Annotated in this window: 15 protein-coding genes and 1 tRNA gene; 9 read left to right on the top strand and 7 right to left on the bottom strand. The window is 70.9% G+C overall.

What is annotated here, in order from left to right; genetic code table 11:
* Nucleotides 1-74: 74 nt before the first annotated feature.
* Entirely contained in the window at nucleotides 75-1,715 is a 1,641-nt protein-coding gene (locus tag ACFCZ1_RS03270; protein ID WP_376676599.1) for an FAD-binding oxidoreductase, read from the bottom strand.
* A 64-nt stretch (nucleotides 1,716-1,779) separates the two neighbouring features.
* Between ACFCZ1_RS03270 and ACFCZ1_RS03275 the strand changes: the two genes are divergently transcribed.
* Both ACFCZ1_RS03275 and ACFCZ1_RS03280 read left to right on the top strand, forming a co-directional pair.
* Nucleotides 1,780-2,412, top strand: coding sequence for a TetR/AcrR family transcriptional regulator (locus ACFCZ1_RS03275; protein WP_376676600.1), 633 nt, complete (start codon nucleotides 1,780-1,782; stop codon nucleotides 2,410-2,412).
* A gap of 676 nt (nucleotides 2,413-3,088) precedes the next feature.
* Nucleotides 3,089-3,856 carry an NPP1 family protein gene (locus tag ACFCZ1_RS03280; protein ID WP_376676601.1) on the top strand — a complete coding sequence of 256 codons (768 nt, stop codon included), beginning with the start codon at nucleotides 3,089-3,091 and terminating at the stop codon, nucleotides 3,854-3,856.
* Nucleotides 3,857-3,900: 44 nt separating this feature from the next.
* Here ACFCZ1_RS03280 and ACFCZ1_RS03285 read toward each other — a convergent pair whose 3' ends face one another.
* Nucleotides 3,901-5,235, bottom strand: coding sequence for a hypothetical protein (locus tag ACFCZ1_RS03285; protein ID WP_376676602.1), 1,335 nt, complete (start codon nucleotides 5,233-5,235; stop codon nucleotides 3,901-3,903).
* A gap of 148 nt (nucleotides 5,236-5,383) precedes the next feature.
* The gene (locus tag ACFCZ1_RS03290; RefSeq protein ID WP_376676603.1) at nucleotides 5,384-6,682 is read right to left on the bottom strand and encodes a DUF2254 domain-containing protein; all 1,299 of its coding nucleotides are present in this window, start codon (nucleotides 6,680-6,682) and stop codon (nucleotides 5,384-5,386) included.
* A gap of 235 nt (nucleotides 6,683-6,917) precedes the next feature.
* Here ACFCZ1_RS03290 and ACFCZ1_RS03295 point away from each other — a divergent pair, with 235 nt between their 5' ends.
* From ACFCZ1_RS03295 to ACFCZ1_RS03305, 3 genes are all read left to right on the top strand, one after another.
* On the top strand, nucleotides 6,918-8,765 hold the full coding sequence (locus ACFCZ1_RS03295) for a glycoside hydrolase family 15 protein (RefSeq protein WP_376676604.1): 1,848 nt from the start codon (nucleotides 6,918-6,920) through the stop codon (nucleotides 8,763-8,765).
* 100 nt (nucleotides 8,766-8,865) lie between these two features.
* The gene (locus ACFCZ1_RS03300) at nucleotides 8,866-9,294 is read left to right on the top strand and encodes a VOC family protein (RefSeq protein WP_376676605.1); all 429 of its coding nucleotides are present in this window, start codon (nucleotides 8,866-8,868) and stop codon (nucleotides 9,292-9,294) included.
* Between the two features lie 312 nt (nucleotides 9,295-9,606).
* Entirely contained in the window at nucleotides 9,607-10,242 is a 636-nt protein-coding gene (locus ACFCZ1_RS03305) for a VOC family protein (RefSeq protein WP_376676606.1), read from the top strand.
* 222 nt (nucleotides 10,243-10,464) lie between these two features.
* Here the strand turns inward: ACFCZ1_RS03305 and ACFCZ1_RS03310 are convergent, their stop codons facing one another.
* Together ACFCZ1_RS03310 and ACFCZ1_RS03315 are read right to left on the bottom strand one after the other, a co-directional pair.
* Nucleotides 10,465-11,043 carry a TetR/AcrR family transcriptional regulator gene (locus ACFCZ1_RS03310; protein WP_376676607.1) on the bottom strand — a complete coding sequence of 193 codons (579 nt, stop codon included), beginning with the start codon at nucleotides 11,041-11,043 and terminating at the stop codon, nucleotides 10,465-10,467.
* A gap of 66 nt (nucleotides 11,044-11,109) precedes the next feature.
* Nucleotides 11,110-12,000, bottom strand: coding sequence for an SDR family NAD(P)-dependent oxidoreductase (locus tag ACFCZ1_RS03315; protein WP_376676608.1), 891 nt, complete (start codon nucleotides 11,998-12,000; stop codon nucleotides 11,110-11,112).
* 332 nt (nucleotides 12,001-12,332) lie between these two features.
* Here ACFCZ1_RS03315 and ACFCZ1_RS03320 point away from each other — a divergent pair, with 332 nt between their 5' ends.
* From ACFCZ1_RS03320 to ACFCZ1_RS03335, 4 genes are all read left to right on the top strand, one after another.
* A complete protein-coding gene (locus ACFCZ1_RS03320; RefSeq protein WP_376676609.1) occupies nucleotides 12,333-12,533 on the top strand; it encodes a hypothetical protein in 201 nt (66 codons plus the stop codon).
* 334 nt (nucleotides 12,534-12,867) lie between these two features.
* Nucleotides 12,868-12,942 (top strand) — tRNA-Trp (locus ACFCZ1_RS03325).
* Nucleotides 12,943-13,019: 77 nt separating this feature from the next.
* Nucleotides 13,020-13,475, top strand: a complete 456-nt coding sequence (locus tag ACFCZ1_RS03330; RefSeq protein WP_327280375.1) for an RpiB/LacA/LacB family sugar-phosphate isomerase — start codon at nucleotides 13,020-13,022, stop codon at nucleotides 13,473-13,475.
* A gap of 164 nt (nucleotides 13,476-13,639) precedes the next feature.
* Complete coding sequence (locus ACFCZ1_RS03335; RefSeq protein WP_376676610.1) at nucleotides 13,640-14,167, top strand: 2'-5' RNA ligase family protein; 528 nt, start codon at nucleotides 13,640-13,642, stop codon at nucleotides 14,165-14,167.
* A gap of 379 nt (nucleotides 14,168-14,546) precedes the next feature.
* On the opposite strand, the gene ACFCZ1_RS03340 is transcribed toward ACFCZ1_RS03335, so the two are convergent.
* Both ACFCZ1_RS03340 and ACFCZ1_RS03345 read right to left on the bottom strand, forming a co-directional pair.
* The gene (locus ACFCZ1_RS03340; RefSeq protein ID WP_376676611.1) at nucleotides 14,547-14,924 is read right to left on the bottom strand and encodes a hypothetical protein; all 378 of its coding nucleotides are present in this window, start codon (nucleotides 14,922-14,924) and stop codon (nucleotides 14,547-14,549) included.
* Nucleotides 14,925-14,986: 62 nt separating this feature from the next.
* Complete coding sequence (locus ACFCZ1_RS03345) at nucleotides 14,987-15,451, bottom strand: Ig-like domain repeat protein (RefSeq protein WP_376676612.1); 465 nt, start codon at nucleotides 15,449-15,451, stop codon at nucleotides 14,987-14,989.
* Nucleotides 15,452-15,610: the final 159 nt, after the last annotated feature.

The raw sequence follows: 15,610 nt of genomic DNA on the forward strand, positions 1-15,610 counted from the left end.
GCCGTCCCGTCGCTCGGACGGCTCCGCCGCTCCGGGCAGGGCGCCCGGAACCCGAGGCCCTGCTCGGCCCCCCTTCAGTCCACGAGCACGCCCGGGTTGAGGATCCCCCGCGGATCGAGCGCCCCCTTCGCGGCCCGCAGCGCGAGGGCGAAGGGCTCGGGGCGCTGGCGGTCGTAGCCCGGACGGTGGTCCCGGCCGACGGCGTGGTGGTGGGTGATGGTGGCCCGGTGGCGGTGCAGGACCTCGCTCGCGACGGCCTTGAGGTCGTCCCAGAGCGCGACCTCGTCACCGGGGCGGCCTGCGGCGAGGACGGTGAAGTACGGTGCCGCCCCGTCCGGATACACGTGCGTCAGGCGGCAGTTGACGGTCGCGGCATGACCCGTCGCCTTGCGGGCCGCTTCGCCGACCTCCGTGCGCACCGCGTCGATCAGGCCGGGGATCCGGTCCCAGGTGGCCGCCGTCTCGAAGGTCTCCGCGACGGCGCCCATCCTGGCCAGGCCGTCGCGGAGGTAGGGCATCCGCAGGAAGGCCGAGCGCCAGGCGCTCACGGCCGTGTCGCCGGCCGTGTCGCCGACCGCGTCGCCGGCCGGGTCCCCGCCCGGGGTCTCGTCCGGTCGGGCGGTTCCGTCGTAGCGGCCACCGTACGAGCGGGCCAGGCCGACGGCCTGTTCGAGCCGGGCGGCCACCGGCTCGTCCGCCGACTCGAACCCCAGGACCAGCACGGCGCAGCCGTCCCGGGCCGCGCCCGACAGTGCGGCCTCACCGGCGTCCAGCAGGCGGCAGTTGGCGGGGGAGAGATCGGACTGGGCGAGGGCGCGCACCGCACGGAGCGCGTCGTGGAAGCCGGCGAAGGCCACTGCGGCGGACGCCTTGTGGCGGGGGCGTACCTGCAGGCGGACCCATGCCTCGGTGATGATGCCGAGGGCCCCTTCGGAGCCCAGGAACAGACGGTCGGGGGAGGGGCCCGCTCCGGAGGCGGGCAACCGCCAGGAGCTGCTCGTACCGGCTGGGGTGACGACACGCAGGGACTGGACGAAGTCGTCGATGCGGGTGCGGCCGGTGGCGTAGTGGCCGCCGGCCCGGGTGGCGAGCCAGCCCCCCAGGGTGGAGAATTCGAAGCTCTGCGGGAAATGCCGCAGCGTGAGGCCGTGGGGCCGCAACTGGCCCTCCAGGCTCGGCCCGAGGGTGCCGGCCTGGATGCGCGCGGCCCGGCCCTCGGCGTCGACTTCCAGGACGCGGCCCATGGCGGTCAGATCGAGGGACATCACGGCCCGGTGGGCGTCGCCGCGGTACTCCACGCCCCCGGTGACCGAGGAACCCCCGCCGTACGGGACGACGGCGATCTGCCGGTCACCGGCCCAGTCCAGGAGGTCGGCCACGCCGCGTTCGTCCGTCGGGCGGGCGACGAGGTCGGGGATGCGGCCGGGGCGCCCGCGCAGGGCGCGCACCACGTCGCGGTACGCCTTTCCCATGGCATGGGCGGCGCGGTCCGCGGGGTCGGCGGTGACCAGGTGGCCGAGACTCCGCGGGGGTTCGGCGGCGGGGCTCCCGATGCCCAGGTCACGGACGCGGGGCACGGGGAGCGGGTGGCTGAGGGTGCCGGGGAGCAGGGCGCCCATCGCGGCGCATTCCGCGTCGTCGGGATGCGCGTCGGTCCAGCCCCAGCCCCACCAGGAGCGGGTACGGGACGTCGGCTGCGGGGTGGTGCCGGCCATGGGTGCGCTCCAGGGGTCGCAGTAATTTACCTACAGGTAAATTACCTACTGATAATATCCATGCATGGCAACCCCTTCTGCAAGAGCCGGTACCAAGGGAGTCCCCAGGCACCACCGTCGGCAGCAGATGCTGGACGCTGCCACGGAGGAGTTCGGCACCCGCGGCTACGCGGCCGCGTCGCTCCCCGCGATCGCCGCCCGCGTGGGCGTCACCAAGACGCTGCTGCACCAGTACTGCGGCACCAAGGAGGACCTGTACATCGCCTGCCTGGTCCCCGTCGCGGACCGGCTCCTGGACGCGATCCGCACGGCCATGGGCCCGGACGGGACGGCGCCGGACACGCCGCTGCGCGTGCTCCACGGCATCTTCGCCGCCCTGGAGGGGCAGCGGGAGGCGTGGTTCGTGCTGTACGACACCACCCTGCCGCCCGGCGGGGAAGCCGCGCGCCGGGCCGCGGAGTACTGGTCGGCCATCGACCGGCTCGCCGCCGGCGGCACCGCCGAACTGCTGCGTGCGGCCGGATCCGACGACCCGCTGGACGCCGACGCGCTCAAGTACGTCTGGCGGGACCTGGTCGCCACCCTCGTCCGCTGGTGGGTCAAGCATCCGGAGCAGACCCCGCGGGCCATGACGCAGCGCTGCGCCCGCCTCTTCGCGGCCGCCGCCACCCTCACCCCCGACGGCCGCCCCGGCTGAAAGCGGGCTCGTGGCGGGCCCCCGCACAATCGGACCGCGGCCGCGGGCGCTCCGCGTGGAACCGGGTCATCATGGCCGTGTCCGAGTCGGAAGGTGAGTCGTGCGCATGGACGAATCCCGCGGAGCCTGGGTCACGATCGGCGTCGTCGTCGCCGTCATCCTCTTGGACCTCCTGGCCATCGTCCTGATGAACACCGTGGGGCGATGACCGTGTGACCTCGATCCTCGACCCTCGGCCCCTCGGGGGCCACGGTGCGGCGGCCCCTGCCCGCAGGGCCGTCACGCCGACGGTTCGGGTCGCCCCCGGCTCCCACCCCACCCACCCCGCCCGGCCCATCGGACCGCGCGGCGGCGGGCCCTCGTAGCCGACCGCCCTGCTCCCGCCCCGGGGCCGGGTGCCGCACCTGCCCGCCGTGCACGGCCGTGGCGAGCCGCTCCCTGCGCCGGCTCCGCGCCTGCGGAGCCCCGACCCGAGCTGCGGTCCGCCCCTCGCCTACCCCTGACGCTCTGTCAATCATCCTTGCACAAGTGGCTGTTCATGATGCCCGCACCGGAATGAGGGGTGCTCGGGCCCTTGCTGTGCCGCCGCCGTTCGCGAATGATGCTCCCGGCGTGTCGGTCGATGGTGGTCGCGATCCGTCCCGCCCCCTGATTCCGACCGGCCAGGAGGCCTGTTTTGCGGACGAACCGTCACATCCGGAGATCCATCGTGGTGGCCGGCACCACGCTCGCGCTGGTCGTCGGCGTTTCCCAGGTGGCCTTCGCGGCGCCGCCCCCGGCCCTGCCCGCCCAGGCCGACGCCATCGAGCGGACCTTCCAGCCGGCCTACGACTACGACACCGACGGCTGCTACCCGACACCCGCCATAGGCCCGGACGGGGTTCTGAACGGCGGACTCAAACCCACCGGCGCCCTCAACGGCAGCTGCCGGGACGCCTGGGACCTCGACAACACCAACGGCTACTCCCGCTGGACCTGCAACAACGGCTGGTGCGCCGTGATGTACGCGCTGTACTTCGAGAAGGACCAGGCCGTCCCCGGCAGCAGCATCGGAGGCCACCGCCACGACTGGGAGCACGTGGTGGTGTGGATCCAGGGCGACGAAGCCAAGTACGTCGCCACCTCGGCCCACGGCGACTTCAACATCCACACGCGCGACCAGATCCGCTGGGACGGCACCCACCCCAAGATCGTCTACCACAAGGACGGCATCGGCACGCACTGCTTCCGCGCGGCGAACACCAACGACGAACCGCCCGAGAACCACCGCCGCGCCTGGCAGTTCCCCGCGCTCGTCGGGTGGTCGGGCTACCCCGCGACGGTGCGGGACAAGCTCATCCAGGCCGATTTCGGCAGCGCCCACTTCGGCCTGAAGGACGGTTCCTTCGCGTCCCACCTGGCCGAGGCCAAGCCGGCGGGCATCGCCTTCGACCCGTACCTGTAGGAGGACGGGCACCGGCCGCCGGTCCGGGCGGCCGGCGGCCCGCTTCACCGTGGCGGCGGTTCGTGGCTCCCCGCGTGCACCGTGCCCCGGCCGCTCCCGTCCTCCGCGAGGAATTCCGCCACAGCCATCGCGAAGAGGAGTACGAGTGCGATGACGATGATGACCAGGCCGGTCGGGTAGCTCCACAGGACGAAGGTCAGTACGGCCGCGGCGACCAGGATCCAGGTGATCGGGCCGCGGTTGTGTTGGACGAACGGGCCGACCGGGCCGGTGCGCAGGCCCGCCCGGTCCGCCGTGGAGCGGGCGGCGCCGATGCCCGAGTGCCACACCTGCCGTACGAGAGTGGCCCAGCGGCCGGGGCCGGTCAGCCAGGCGGCCAGCGCGATCACCACGCCGAGCACCACGGTCATCCGGACCGTCGTGCGGAGGTAGCGGGTCATCGCGTCGTAGATGCTCTCCGCCGCGGGCTGCGAGACGCTGTCCGGCAGTGCGTTCAGGTACACCACGCGGAAGACCGTCAGGGCCACGCCCAGCATGAGGGTGGCGAAGGCGAAGGCCAGGGCCGCCGCCACGAGAACGCGGCGGCGGTGGCGGGAGAGGAGCACACCGGCGGCGACCAGCAGCACCGAGAGCACCGGCAGCCAGGTGCCGGCGATCTGCAGCAGGCGGAAGTAGGTCTTGACCTTGCCGATGTCGTCCGACCGCAGGACCGTGAAGTCGGTGTGCACCTCGGGGATCTTCGCGGCCACCGTCATGCCGTCGTCGACGAGGCGCTGCTTGACCTGAGCGACGACCGGCCCCAGGTCGACGGTCACCGAGTCGTTCTTGATCTTCACCGCGCCGTCGCCGCTGCCCGTGAGGGCGTCCTCCACCGCCGTGTGGACGTGGCGGTTAGCGGCGGTCCAGATCCGCGCGAAGGTGTCGGAGGCGATGATGGCCTCCGTCTTGTCGTGGACGAAGCTGCGGACCGCGCTCTCGAGTGAGTCGCCGAGCTTGCCGAGTGCCTTCTCCAGGAGCGGCCGGTCGGCGGGCGCCGCGCCTTCCAGCAGGGCCGGGAGGTCGATGTGTTCCATGACCGCGTTGGTCACCCGGGTGGCCGCCGCCGCCTGGATGTCCGGGTCGGACGCGAGCGGGGCGACTGTCTGTACGTACCGGTCCGTGTCGCCGATCTCGCTCGACGCCCACGCCGCCACGGCTGCGAGCGGGGCGAGGACACAGCCGAGGACGATGAGCAGAGCGGCGAAGAAGGATTTCCACCGGTGATGGGTCTCCCGGTCCGCCTTGGCCGCCTCCAGCGCCGCCACCCGGGTGCGCAGCTGCTCCAGTTCGGAGCGCTCCGGGTCCGCGCCGGGGAGTCCCTCAGCACCTTCGTGCGTCATGGCGCGTCCTTTCCTGGCGGTGGGGTTCACCTTGCAGGGGATCGCGCCGGGCGGGTGGACGCGAGCGATCCGCGTCCCAATGGGTGAACGGGTGAACGAGGGGATCGGCCGGAGAGCCGACGGGTGGACGGCTGGACGGGTGAACGGCTCACCGGGAGGGCTCGCTCCGAGGGCGCCGCCCACCGCCGATGCCCTGCCGGTCGGCCGTCTGCGCGCCGGCGCGGCGGGCGGGGTCGGTGAACGCCCGCCGGACCGATTCGTCGAGGAGGACGAGTTCCGCGCGAACCGCCGGCAGGCGCTCGGCCGGCTGCGTCTCCAGCAGGTCCTCCAACAGCGCGCGGAGCCGCCTGCACACCTGGAGGGACGTGGCCCCGTACTCGCGGATCTCGGTCACGCCGAGCTGGAGGTAGTCCTCCCAGCCGCGGCCCGGCACCACCAGCCGCGGCCGGCCCCGGCCGTCGGCGAGCACGTACCGGCCGCGGAGCCGGGCCCGGCCGACCATGTGCAGGAACGTGTCGATGTGATTGAGCACCTGCACCGCGGTCGTGGGGTCGTTCACGGCGGGGGAGAGGGCGCGGATGGCGATGTCGACGAGGATGCGCAGGGCGAAGGCGGGATCCTGTTCGATGGTCCGCTCGGTCCCGAGGGCGACGAGACCGGTCACCCGCCGCGGGTCGGGAGGCCGTGCTGAGCCGTGGGCCTCGACGAGGGTGGTGCCGGGCGGCACGAAGTCGCCCACCTGGTGGGCCAGTACGAGGACGCAGTCGTGGCGGACGGCGGCGGCGATCAGCCCCGCCGCGTCGAACGCCTGGATGACCCCGCCCCGTTCGGACCGGATGCGGGTCACCGGGCCGGCCGGCGGCACGGACGCCTCGTCGCGTGCCGAGGAGCGGTGGATGCGTTCCGTCGCGCGGATGAGCACCTTGCCGCCCATGCGCCCGACCAGATCGGCGATGGCCACGGGCCGGAGGTTGTGGGTGAACCGGTTGAGGTAGATCAGCAGCAGTACGAGGCTCAGGGAGACGGCCACGCCGGACAGGGTCACCCCCAAGTCGGGGACGGAGTCCGCCTCGATCCTGCGCAACAGGGAAAAGGCGTACGCGAACGTCCCGGTGAACGTGGCCAGCACGGCCTTCTGCAGCCGGTCGCGGTACCACAGGCGCATGTAGCGCGGGGACAGCGTTCCCGTGGCCTGCTGGACGACGAGCACACCGATGGTCACGACGAACCCCAGCAGCGCGACCATGGATCCGACGACCGAGCTGAGCACGCTGCTCGCCGTCGTCGCGGAGTACTGCCAGTTGTCCGGCACCCAGCCCGCCGGCTCCACGTCGGCGAGCCACTCGGCGAGCAGCGCGCCCAGGACGAGTCCGATCAGGGGAACGATCCACAGGCTCGCCTTGGCGTACTGCCGCAACCGGAAGCGCGCCGCCCAGGACAACATCATCGGCTCCCGTCCGGTCCGCACCGCGCACCGCCGTCGGTTCCGGGAGCCGGCGCAAGGACCGGCGGCACGGGCGACCTCCGGATCCGGCGGTGCGATGCGGCCTGATCATCCGGTTCGCGCCGTTCCATGCTAGAGCCGATTCCAGGCGCCTGCCGGGCGGGCCCGGGACCGCCCGGCAGGCCCGCCGGGAATTCCGTGCCTAAGCTGACTGGGTGGCGTCGGAAGGGGTCCTCCCATGGCTGACTACCCGCTGATCGAAGATCACGGCCTGATCGGTGATCTGCAGACCGCTGCATTGGTGACCACGGACGGAACGATCGACTGGTTCTGCTGCCCGCGATTCGATTCCCCCAGCGTGTTCGGGGCGCTGCTCGACTGGGAGAAGGGCGGGCACTTCACCGTCAGACCGGCGGAGGGGACCTACACCACCAAGCAGTTGTACCTGCCGGACACCGCGATCCTCGTGACGCGGTTCATGACCGAGTCCGGAGCCGGCGAGGTGGTCGACTTCATGCCGGTGACCGGAGGGACGGCGACGGACCGCCACCGCCTGGTCCGCATGCTGCGCTGCGTGCGCGGCAGCATGACCTTCCAGATCGACATCGCCCCGCGGTTCGACTACGGCCGCAAGCCGCACACGCTGCACCTCACCCAGTACGGGGCGGTGTTCGCCTCGGACGACCTTGAGCTCACCCTCAGCGTGGTACGGGAGCCGGAGGACGAACGGTTGGTGCACAGGCTCACCGGCGAGCACGACCTGCAGGTCTCGCTCGCCCTCGAGGCCGGACAGCAGCGCGGTCTGGTCATGGAGTCGGCCGCGGAGGGCCCGCCGCGGGAGATCCGCGTCGCAGAGTTCCAGGAGCTCTTCGCCGACACCAGGCAGTACTGGCGGTCGTGGCTGCGCCAGTCCCGGTACAGGGGCCGGTGGCGCGAGACGGTGGAGCGCTCCGCAGTGACGCTGAAGCTGATGACGTACGCCCCCACCGGCGCCCTGGTGGCCGCTCCCACGGCCGGTCTGCCGGAGCAGTTGGGAGGCGAGCGCAACTGGGACTACCGCTTCACCTGGATCCGCGACGCCTCCTTCTCCGTGTACGCCCTGCTGGGGCTGGGGTTCACGGAGGAGGCGAGGGCGTTCATCGGCTGGCTGGGCGACCGGGTGAAGGAGAAGGCCGGCGGCGACACCGACACGGGACCGCTGAACATCATGTACCGGGTGGACGGTTCCTCCGACCTCTACGAAGAGACCCTGGAGCACTGGGAGGGGTACCAGGGATCCGCGCCGGTGCGCATAGGCAACGGCGCGGCGACGCAGTTGCAGCTGGACATCTACGGCGAGGCACTTGACAGCATCTCCTTCGCCCACCAGCACGGCATCCACCTGGACATCAAGGGCTGGACGTCGCTGCGCAGGCTGCTCGACTGGCTCGTGGACCACTGGGACCAGGCCGGTGAGGGGCTGTGGGAGACCCGCGGCGGGCGCCAGCACTTCACCTACGGCCGGGTCATGTCCTGGGTGGCCTTCGACCGTGCGCTGCGGCTGGCGGTCGCCCACGGCCGGCCGGCCGAGAGCGGCCGTTGGGCCGCCGAACGCGACAGCATCTACGAGCAGATCCTGGCCAAGGGCTGGCACCCGGAGCGCCAGGCGTTCGTCCAGCACTACGGCAGCGACGTGCTCGACTCGTCGCTGCTGCGGATGCCGACGGTGGGCTTCATCACCCCCGAAGACCCGATGTGGACGACCACCTTGGACGCGATGGACCGGGAGCTGGTCACCGACAGCCTGGTCTACCGCTACAACCCCGAGGCCTCGCCCGACGGCCTGCGCGGCTCCGAGGGAACCTTCTCCCTGTGCACCTTCATGTACGTCGACGCCCTGGCACGGGCCGGGCGGGCCGATCAGGCCAGGCTCGTGCTGGAGAAGATGATGACGTACGCCAACCACCTCGGCCTGTACTCCGAGGAGATCGCCCTCACGGGCCGCCAGCTCGGCAACTTCCCCCAGGCATTCACCCACCTGGCCCTCATCGACGCGGCCATCACGCTGGACGAGACGCTGAACCGGATGCGGCAGAACAGCCCTTAGGTCTTGATGTCCAAGACGGTACAGGGTCTGACGGGTTGCGGGCGGAACCCGCTGGGGAAAGGAGCGGCAGCGTCCCAAGTCCCCTTGGTACGGTGCACCGATGTCGTCGATCAAGAAGTTTCAGGTCACCTTCGACTGCGCAGAACCCGAGCGTCTCGCTCGTTTCTGGTGCGAGGTGTTGGGGTACGTCGTACCGCCGCCACCAGAGGGGTTCGCCACTTGGGATGACTTCAAGGGTTCGCAGCCACCTGAGCAGCGGGATTCATGGTTCGCCTGCATCGATCCCTCAGGTGTGGGCCCGCGGCTGTACTTCCAGCGCGTCCCCGAAGGGAGGACCGCCAAGAACCGGCTGCATCTTGATGTGCGGGTCGGCACCGGACTTGTGGGTGAAGAACGCCTCGCCGTACTCGAGGCCGAATGCGTACGCCTGGTCCCGCTCGGCGCGGTACACGTGCGAACGCTCTATGACGGCAACGATTCGTGCATCCCGATGCTGGACATCGAGGGCAACGAGTTCTGTATCGACTGAGCGTCTGGTGCGGGAGTCATCCCGTGAGGCCAGCGCCGGTCGGGCCACGGTCCTTGCGGACGGCGGGCGCCCCTCCGCCTTGCGATGCACGGCACCTGGGGGCCCCTCCCAGCGCTAGGGGGTGTCCGGCGGATCACGGCCGGGCCTTCGTGGGCCTCGACGAGGCGGCAGCGCTGCTGCCTGGCTTCGACCGGGCCTCCCCCGCCGGGATGACGATGATCGATCCGCTCCACGGCTGATCCACGGCGGACGCGGCCGGGGCGGCGGGCGTGGCGTCGGGATTTGTGCGGGTGGTCGGGTGATGATGGCGCAGTGCGACTTGATCATGTGTCCTATGCGGTGGCCCGCGACAGCTTCGTCTCGACCGTCCAGTGGATCGGATCGGCCCTAGGCGCCGGGTTCGTCGACGGGGGCGTGCACCCGCGATTCGGCACCCGCAATTTTGTTCTCCCGCTGAGCGGCGGCACCTACGTCGAGGTCGTCACCACACTCGACCACCCCGCCGCCGACCGCGCACCCTTCGGCCAGGCGGTCGCGCGCCGCGCCGCCGAGGGCGGCGGCTGGCTCGGTTGGGTGGTCTCCGTCGACGACATCGCCCCGGTCGAGGCCCGCCTCGGCCGCACCTCGGCCGAGGGCCACCGTGTCCGCCCCGACGGGTTCGACCTGAGGTGGAAGCAGATCGGCCTGCTGGAACTGCTGGAGGACCCGCAACTGCCCTACTTCCTTCAGTGGTTGGTCCCCATCGAGGAGCGCCCGAGCGCCGACCCGCGCACCTCCACCACCATCCACGGGGTCTCCATCGCCGGCGACGCCGCCTCCATCGCCGAATTCCTCGGCGAACCGGCCGACCACCCCCTCGACCAGATCGACGTCACCTGGGTCGAGGATGAGGAACCGGGCCTGGTCTCGGTCGAGTTCGCCACCGCCCACGGCCCCGTCACGATCTGACCAGGGCCCGACTGTCAACGGTCAAGGAATTTCCCGCTTTCGGCCGGTTCCGCGTCACGGAATTCCCCCACCTTCGCGGTCACGGTTCCCCAGGGGGACGGCGGTCGCGGACCTGGGCGCCATGCAGCCGTCGGGGCGGGCAGCCGTCTCCTGCTGGCGATCGGACTGACCACACCGGCGGAGGGCACCCGAAGCACCCCTGTTGGTGTGCGGGTGGTGCTCTCACGGGTGCTGTGGCGTGGCACGCAGCCCTTCGAGGAGTACGGCCAAGTAGCGGTGTGCGGTGTCGAGCCGGTCGGCGGGTGTGCCGCCGTGGACGTTTACGGAGTAGGCGATACCGCACATGAGCGGGACGAGGTCGGTGGCGGCCAGGTCACGTCGGACCGCCCCGGCGTTGCGCGCCCGGTCGAGGAGTGCGGTGCCGACCGACTGAAGCGTCTCTTTGAGTTCCGTGGTGCGTGGCAAGGTGTCGGTGGCTGCGGCGGCGACCGGGGCCAGGGACGCGTCGGTGACCTGTGCTTCGACGGTGCGGAACAAGAAGGCTTCGAGCGCGTGCCAGGGGTCGGTGTCGGCCAGCGCCTGCTGGCCGTGGGCGGTCAGTGCTTCTAGGCAGGGAGTGGCGACGGTCTCCAGCAGCGCCTCGGGGGTGGCGAAGTGGCGGTAGACGGTGCCGACTCCGAGTCCGGCGCGGCTGGCGACGTCGTTCAGTTGCAGGGGTGTGCCCTGGTCGATGAGGGCACGGGCGACAGCGACGATGCGGTCCCAGTTGCGGGCTGCGTCCTTGCGAAGGGGCGTCGTCATGGGGACATGCTAATCGGATGGCTCATCCGGATGATGCCGCCGCTGGTACCCGTGCCGCTTGGCGGGTCAGGTTGTCGTGAGGGGTGCGTGCCGTTCGCTGAGCCGGCGCACGTCCTGGGCGACGCGGGGGTCTGTGGCTGCGCGCAGAGGTTTCACCGGGTGGGTCTGGGCTCCGATGACGATGCCGGTCCGGCCCGTAAGGGTGGCGTCGGTGGCGGCGACGATCGAGGGCCGGGCAGCCAGGGACGCCGGACCCGAAGTGGAGCGCTCGAACTTGCGGCGTACCAGGGGCCACAGCAGCCGCAGGGCTGGTGAGACGATCTTCGGGTCGGTCATGGTGCCGTTGGTCATGTCGGTTGCGGCGCCTCCGGGGTCGGCGGCGAAGACAGAGACGGCCGTGCCTTGGAGTCGGGTGGCAAGGTCGAGCGTGTAGGCGAGGTTGGCGAGCTTGGCGCGGGCGTACCAGTGGAAGCCGTAGTAGCCGCCGGGCGGCTCAAGGGTGTCGAAGGACCGCTGCGCGAGCCCGACTGCACTCGATGTCACGTTCACGATCCTGCTGGGCGCGTCGGCCGTCAGCGTGGGCAGTAGCAGTTCCGTCAGCAGGTACGGCGAAAGGTGGTTGACGAGGAACGACGCTTCGATCCCGTCCAGGGTCTGTGGCTCCGGGAACATCGCGCCGACGTTGTTGACCAGCACGGTCAGGGGGTCGCCAGAGGTGGCGTGTTCGGCGGCGATCTGGTCGGCGAGCGCGCGCACCTGGTCGAGCGAGCCGAGGTCGGCGGGCAGGAACCGCGCGGGATGGGACGGGTTCATCGCGTTGATTCGGTCGACCGCCTGGGCACCCCTGTCGGCGTTGCGTCCGACCACGGTGACGAAGAACCCGGCGTCGGCCAGCCCCAGGGCTGTCTCCAGTCCGATGCCGGCTGTCCCCGCCGTGACCACAGCTGTCTTCTTCATGCGCTCCTCCACCCGGTTATGCGGATAGTTCATCCGTTTACCCGGACCGTAGCACACAATCGGATGACCTATCCGGTTACGGTTGCTGGGCAGCGGATCAGGCGCTGCCGAACGGCATGAAGCCGCTCCGATCCGAGCGCGCCGGACGACCTGGGCGCCCATCGGTCAATGCCCCCACCGGACACCTGGGGAATTGCGTGACGTTTGCCCTGGGGGATTACGTGACCGTCCACACCCCGACTGTCCGCGGGAGCAGCCGACTGGGGTTTCCTGGCTAGCTAGGCCAACGTCGCGGGTGTCGTGCCCCGGCCAGCGAGGAAGTCGGCCAGGGCATGGCACTGCTCGCCCTCGTGGGCGAGCTGCCGGGTAAGGACGTCGCGGTCGGCCTGAGCCAGACTCCTGCCCCCAAGGCCGCATCCGCACCATCCCCCACCCGGCCGATGGCCGGCGCCGGCGACAGCGTCAGTGACGAGGGACATGTCACCCGCTTCACTCCCTGGGTGCGGCCGCAGCCCCACCTCGTGGCCGTGTAGGTGAAATCAAGCTCTGGTCCACTCTCTGTGGAAGTCACGGAAAGAGACGTCAGTGGGGTGTGGTGGTGTGGCCGGACTCTGCCGTTGACCTGCTGGGAGTCCACTGTGATGCCCGTACATCCATCTCTGCCCCACGCCCTGGCCGAGGCTTTGGCCCGTGCCCTGTGGTTCATCGAGGATGCCGATGACAAACAGAGGTGGCCGTCGAGGTGAAGGCCTGGCACTCGGACCACGAGGTGCCGCGCCCACCTCGGCATCGACTCAGCATGGTGAGAGCGGTCGGGGCCGCCTGGCGAGTGTCGTCAAAGTAGCGTCGGCCGCCCGACGGGTGGGCGGAGCCGTAGCGCAGAGGTCGACGCGCGCGGTCTCCAAAACCGCGAGGACGCCGGTTCAAATCCGGTCGGCTCCGTCCGCGACCGGCCGAAAGGCCAGGCCATTGCGCGACTCGCGGCGACCGTCCGTTCCACGGCCGGTTAATCTCGGGGCATGCGGATCTCCGTTTCCTCGGACATGGACGAACCCGTGGCTCGCGCACTCCTCGGGCAACTGCGCGATCGCGGACACGACGTGGTGACGTACGGGGCGCTGAGCCCCGGCGACGATCCGCAGTGGGCAGCCTGCTCGGAGGCGGCGGCCCGCGAGGTGGCCGCCGGGAACGCCGACCAGGCCGTCGTGTGCTGTTGGACGGGTACGGGCGCCTCGATCGCCGCGAACAAGGTTCCCGGCGTACGCGCGGCCCTGTGCACGGATGCCTACACGGCGGACGGTGCGCGCCGCTGGAATGACGCCAACGTGCTCGCGCTCAGCCTGCGCCTGACCTCGGAACCGCTGCTCAAGGAGATCCTCGACGCCTGGTTCGCCGCCGAGGCGAGCGCGGACGCCGAGGACCGGGAGAACGTAGCGCGCGTCGAACGGCTCGACAACACCAGAACCGCACCCTGAACGCCCATCGAGCACCTCCCGGACGGGAACGGGGCACCGTGCGGGCGTCTGAATCACCAGCCAAGGCGCCGGCCGCGACCGCCTCGACCACGCCCACCCCTCCGCTCTCGCCCACCTCGGAGTGCAATGGGCGCAGTAGCGGACTGGCCTGCGATGATGACGGCGTGGCAGAGTCAGGGACCACTGCCGTCGTCATTGTCTTGCCCGATGCCGCCCCGCTCCTCGATGCGGCGTGGCGTATCGACCCGGCTCTGGTGCGTCGTGGGGTGCCGGCGCACGTCTCGCTCCTCTACCCGTTCGTGCCGGAATCGGCGCTGACGGTTCAGGACGAGAAGGGCGTGCGTTCCCTGGCGGCGAGTTTTCCGGCAGCTGATCTGCTCGTGGAGGAGGTCGTGACGGCGCCCGGCTTCGTCGCCGTCACCGTTCCGGGACTCCAACCGATCGTCGATGCGTTCCGCGCCCGGTGGCCTGGGTTGCGCGCGTACAGGGGCCGCTTCGGGGCGCGGCCCGCCGCCCATGTCACGGTCGCCATGGGCGCGGACAACCCGACGGCTGCCGCCCATGTCCGCGCTGCGATCGGCAGCCTGCTGCCGTTGCGTACCCGGGCGGCGGCGGTCGAGCTGGTGGTGCTGACGGAGGATGGCTGGCAGTCAAGGTTCACCGCACCGCTCGGCGACCCGGACGGACGGTGAACACCGCCCGCCACTCCCCTCGGCCGCGACTACAGCCAGAAGCCGGCACCCCACACTTGGCCTCATCCCGAGGACCGGCGGAACTGCGCAACGACCAAACAACCTGCACAGCCACACCCCGGACCGAGAATCACCCGGGCCGGACGGCCGACGCCGCCCGCCCCTGCACAGGTTCGACGGGTGGAGTGGGCGCGGTGAGCCCTTGATCCCCGCTCACGGCCCGGCGACGCCCTACGGCAAAGCCTGAACACCCAGCCGGTCCCGCGTGCACGACGCACCGCGGCGGTGGGTGTGGTGGAGCGGGAGCGGGCCGCTACCGGGGAGACCCACAGCCGGGACGCGGGCGCGGGTGGCACGGTCAGGGAGTGGAGGGTCGCGTTCACGAGTTCTCGTGTGGCGCGGCGGCGAGGAGTTCACGCTTCACGTGCTCGTAGTCAGCCAGGGCCCGCGGGTCACCATGGGCGTAGTCGGTCCAGAATCCGGGGCGCTGCCAGCGGGCGTCCGTGAGGCGGGTGCGGCCGTCGGCGATGACCAGGGTCCAGCCGGGTGGTATTCGGGGGTCCACTGTCTCGAAGTCGGCGGGGTTCCACAGCAGTCCGGGGTCTGGGGTACCGGGGCCGAGGACGCGGATCTGGCAATCGATGTCGTAGGCGACCATCTCCAGGACGGGGTAGATGCCGCCCACCCGGATCCCGGCGTACTCAGCGACCGGGATGTCGGCGGCGGGGTGGATGATCTGCAGGCATCTGACTCTCATGGGAGAAGTCCCGGGCGTCGACCGCCGACCGCCGGGTGCGTCCAGCGGCCGGCGGGCCGGGCTCACTTGTGGACGCCCGTCACATTCTGGCTGTTGACGTTGACCTCGTTGTGGACGTCCCCGACGTTGAAGTCGATCAGCCCGCACAGCAGGCAGCCCGGGGCGTTGGCCGGGGGAGCCGGGGCTTGGGACACGGTGACGGTAGTCGTGTCGCTCGAAGCGCTGCAACCGTCGTCGCCGTTGTAGGCGGCGGTGATGGTGTGTGTTCCGGTGGTCGTGAAACCGGTGGTCAGTGAGGAGTGTCCGTCGGCGGAGACGGGTGCGGTCGCAAGGAGGTCCGGGCCGTCGAAGAAGGACACGCCAAGGCCGCCGCTCGGGTCCGAGCTGCAGGTCACCGTCGCGTCGAGGGTCACCAGTTGCCCGGTCGTGGCCGAGGAGGGCGTGGCCTGGACCGTGGTCGACGACGGATCGGCAGCCGCAGCCGACGGAGCGATGGACAGCACTGTCGCCGCCGCTACGGCGACCATGAGTCCGGCTTTGCCTGCACGCCACACTTTCACTGAGGGGCCTCCTCGGTCCGATCGTCAGGCGGGGGTTCGCCGTAACCGTTCGGAGTGTGACCTTAGGCCGCTTTTGATGGCATGTGCGGGAGGCGCGGGTGCCGGCGGACCCACCTGAGTCATCGG

Source organism: Streptomyces sp. NPDC056224, from assembly GCF_042267665.1.
Taxonomy (GTDB): domain Bacteria; phylum Actinomycetota; class Actinomycetes; order Streptomycetales; family Streptomycetaceae; genus Streptomyces.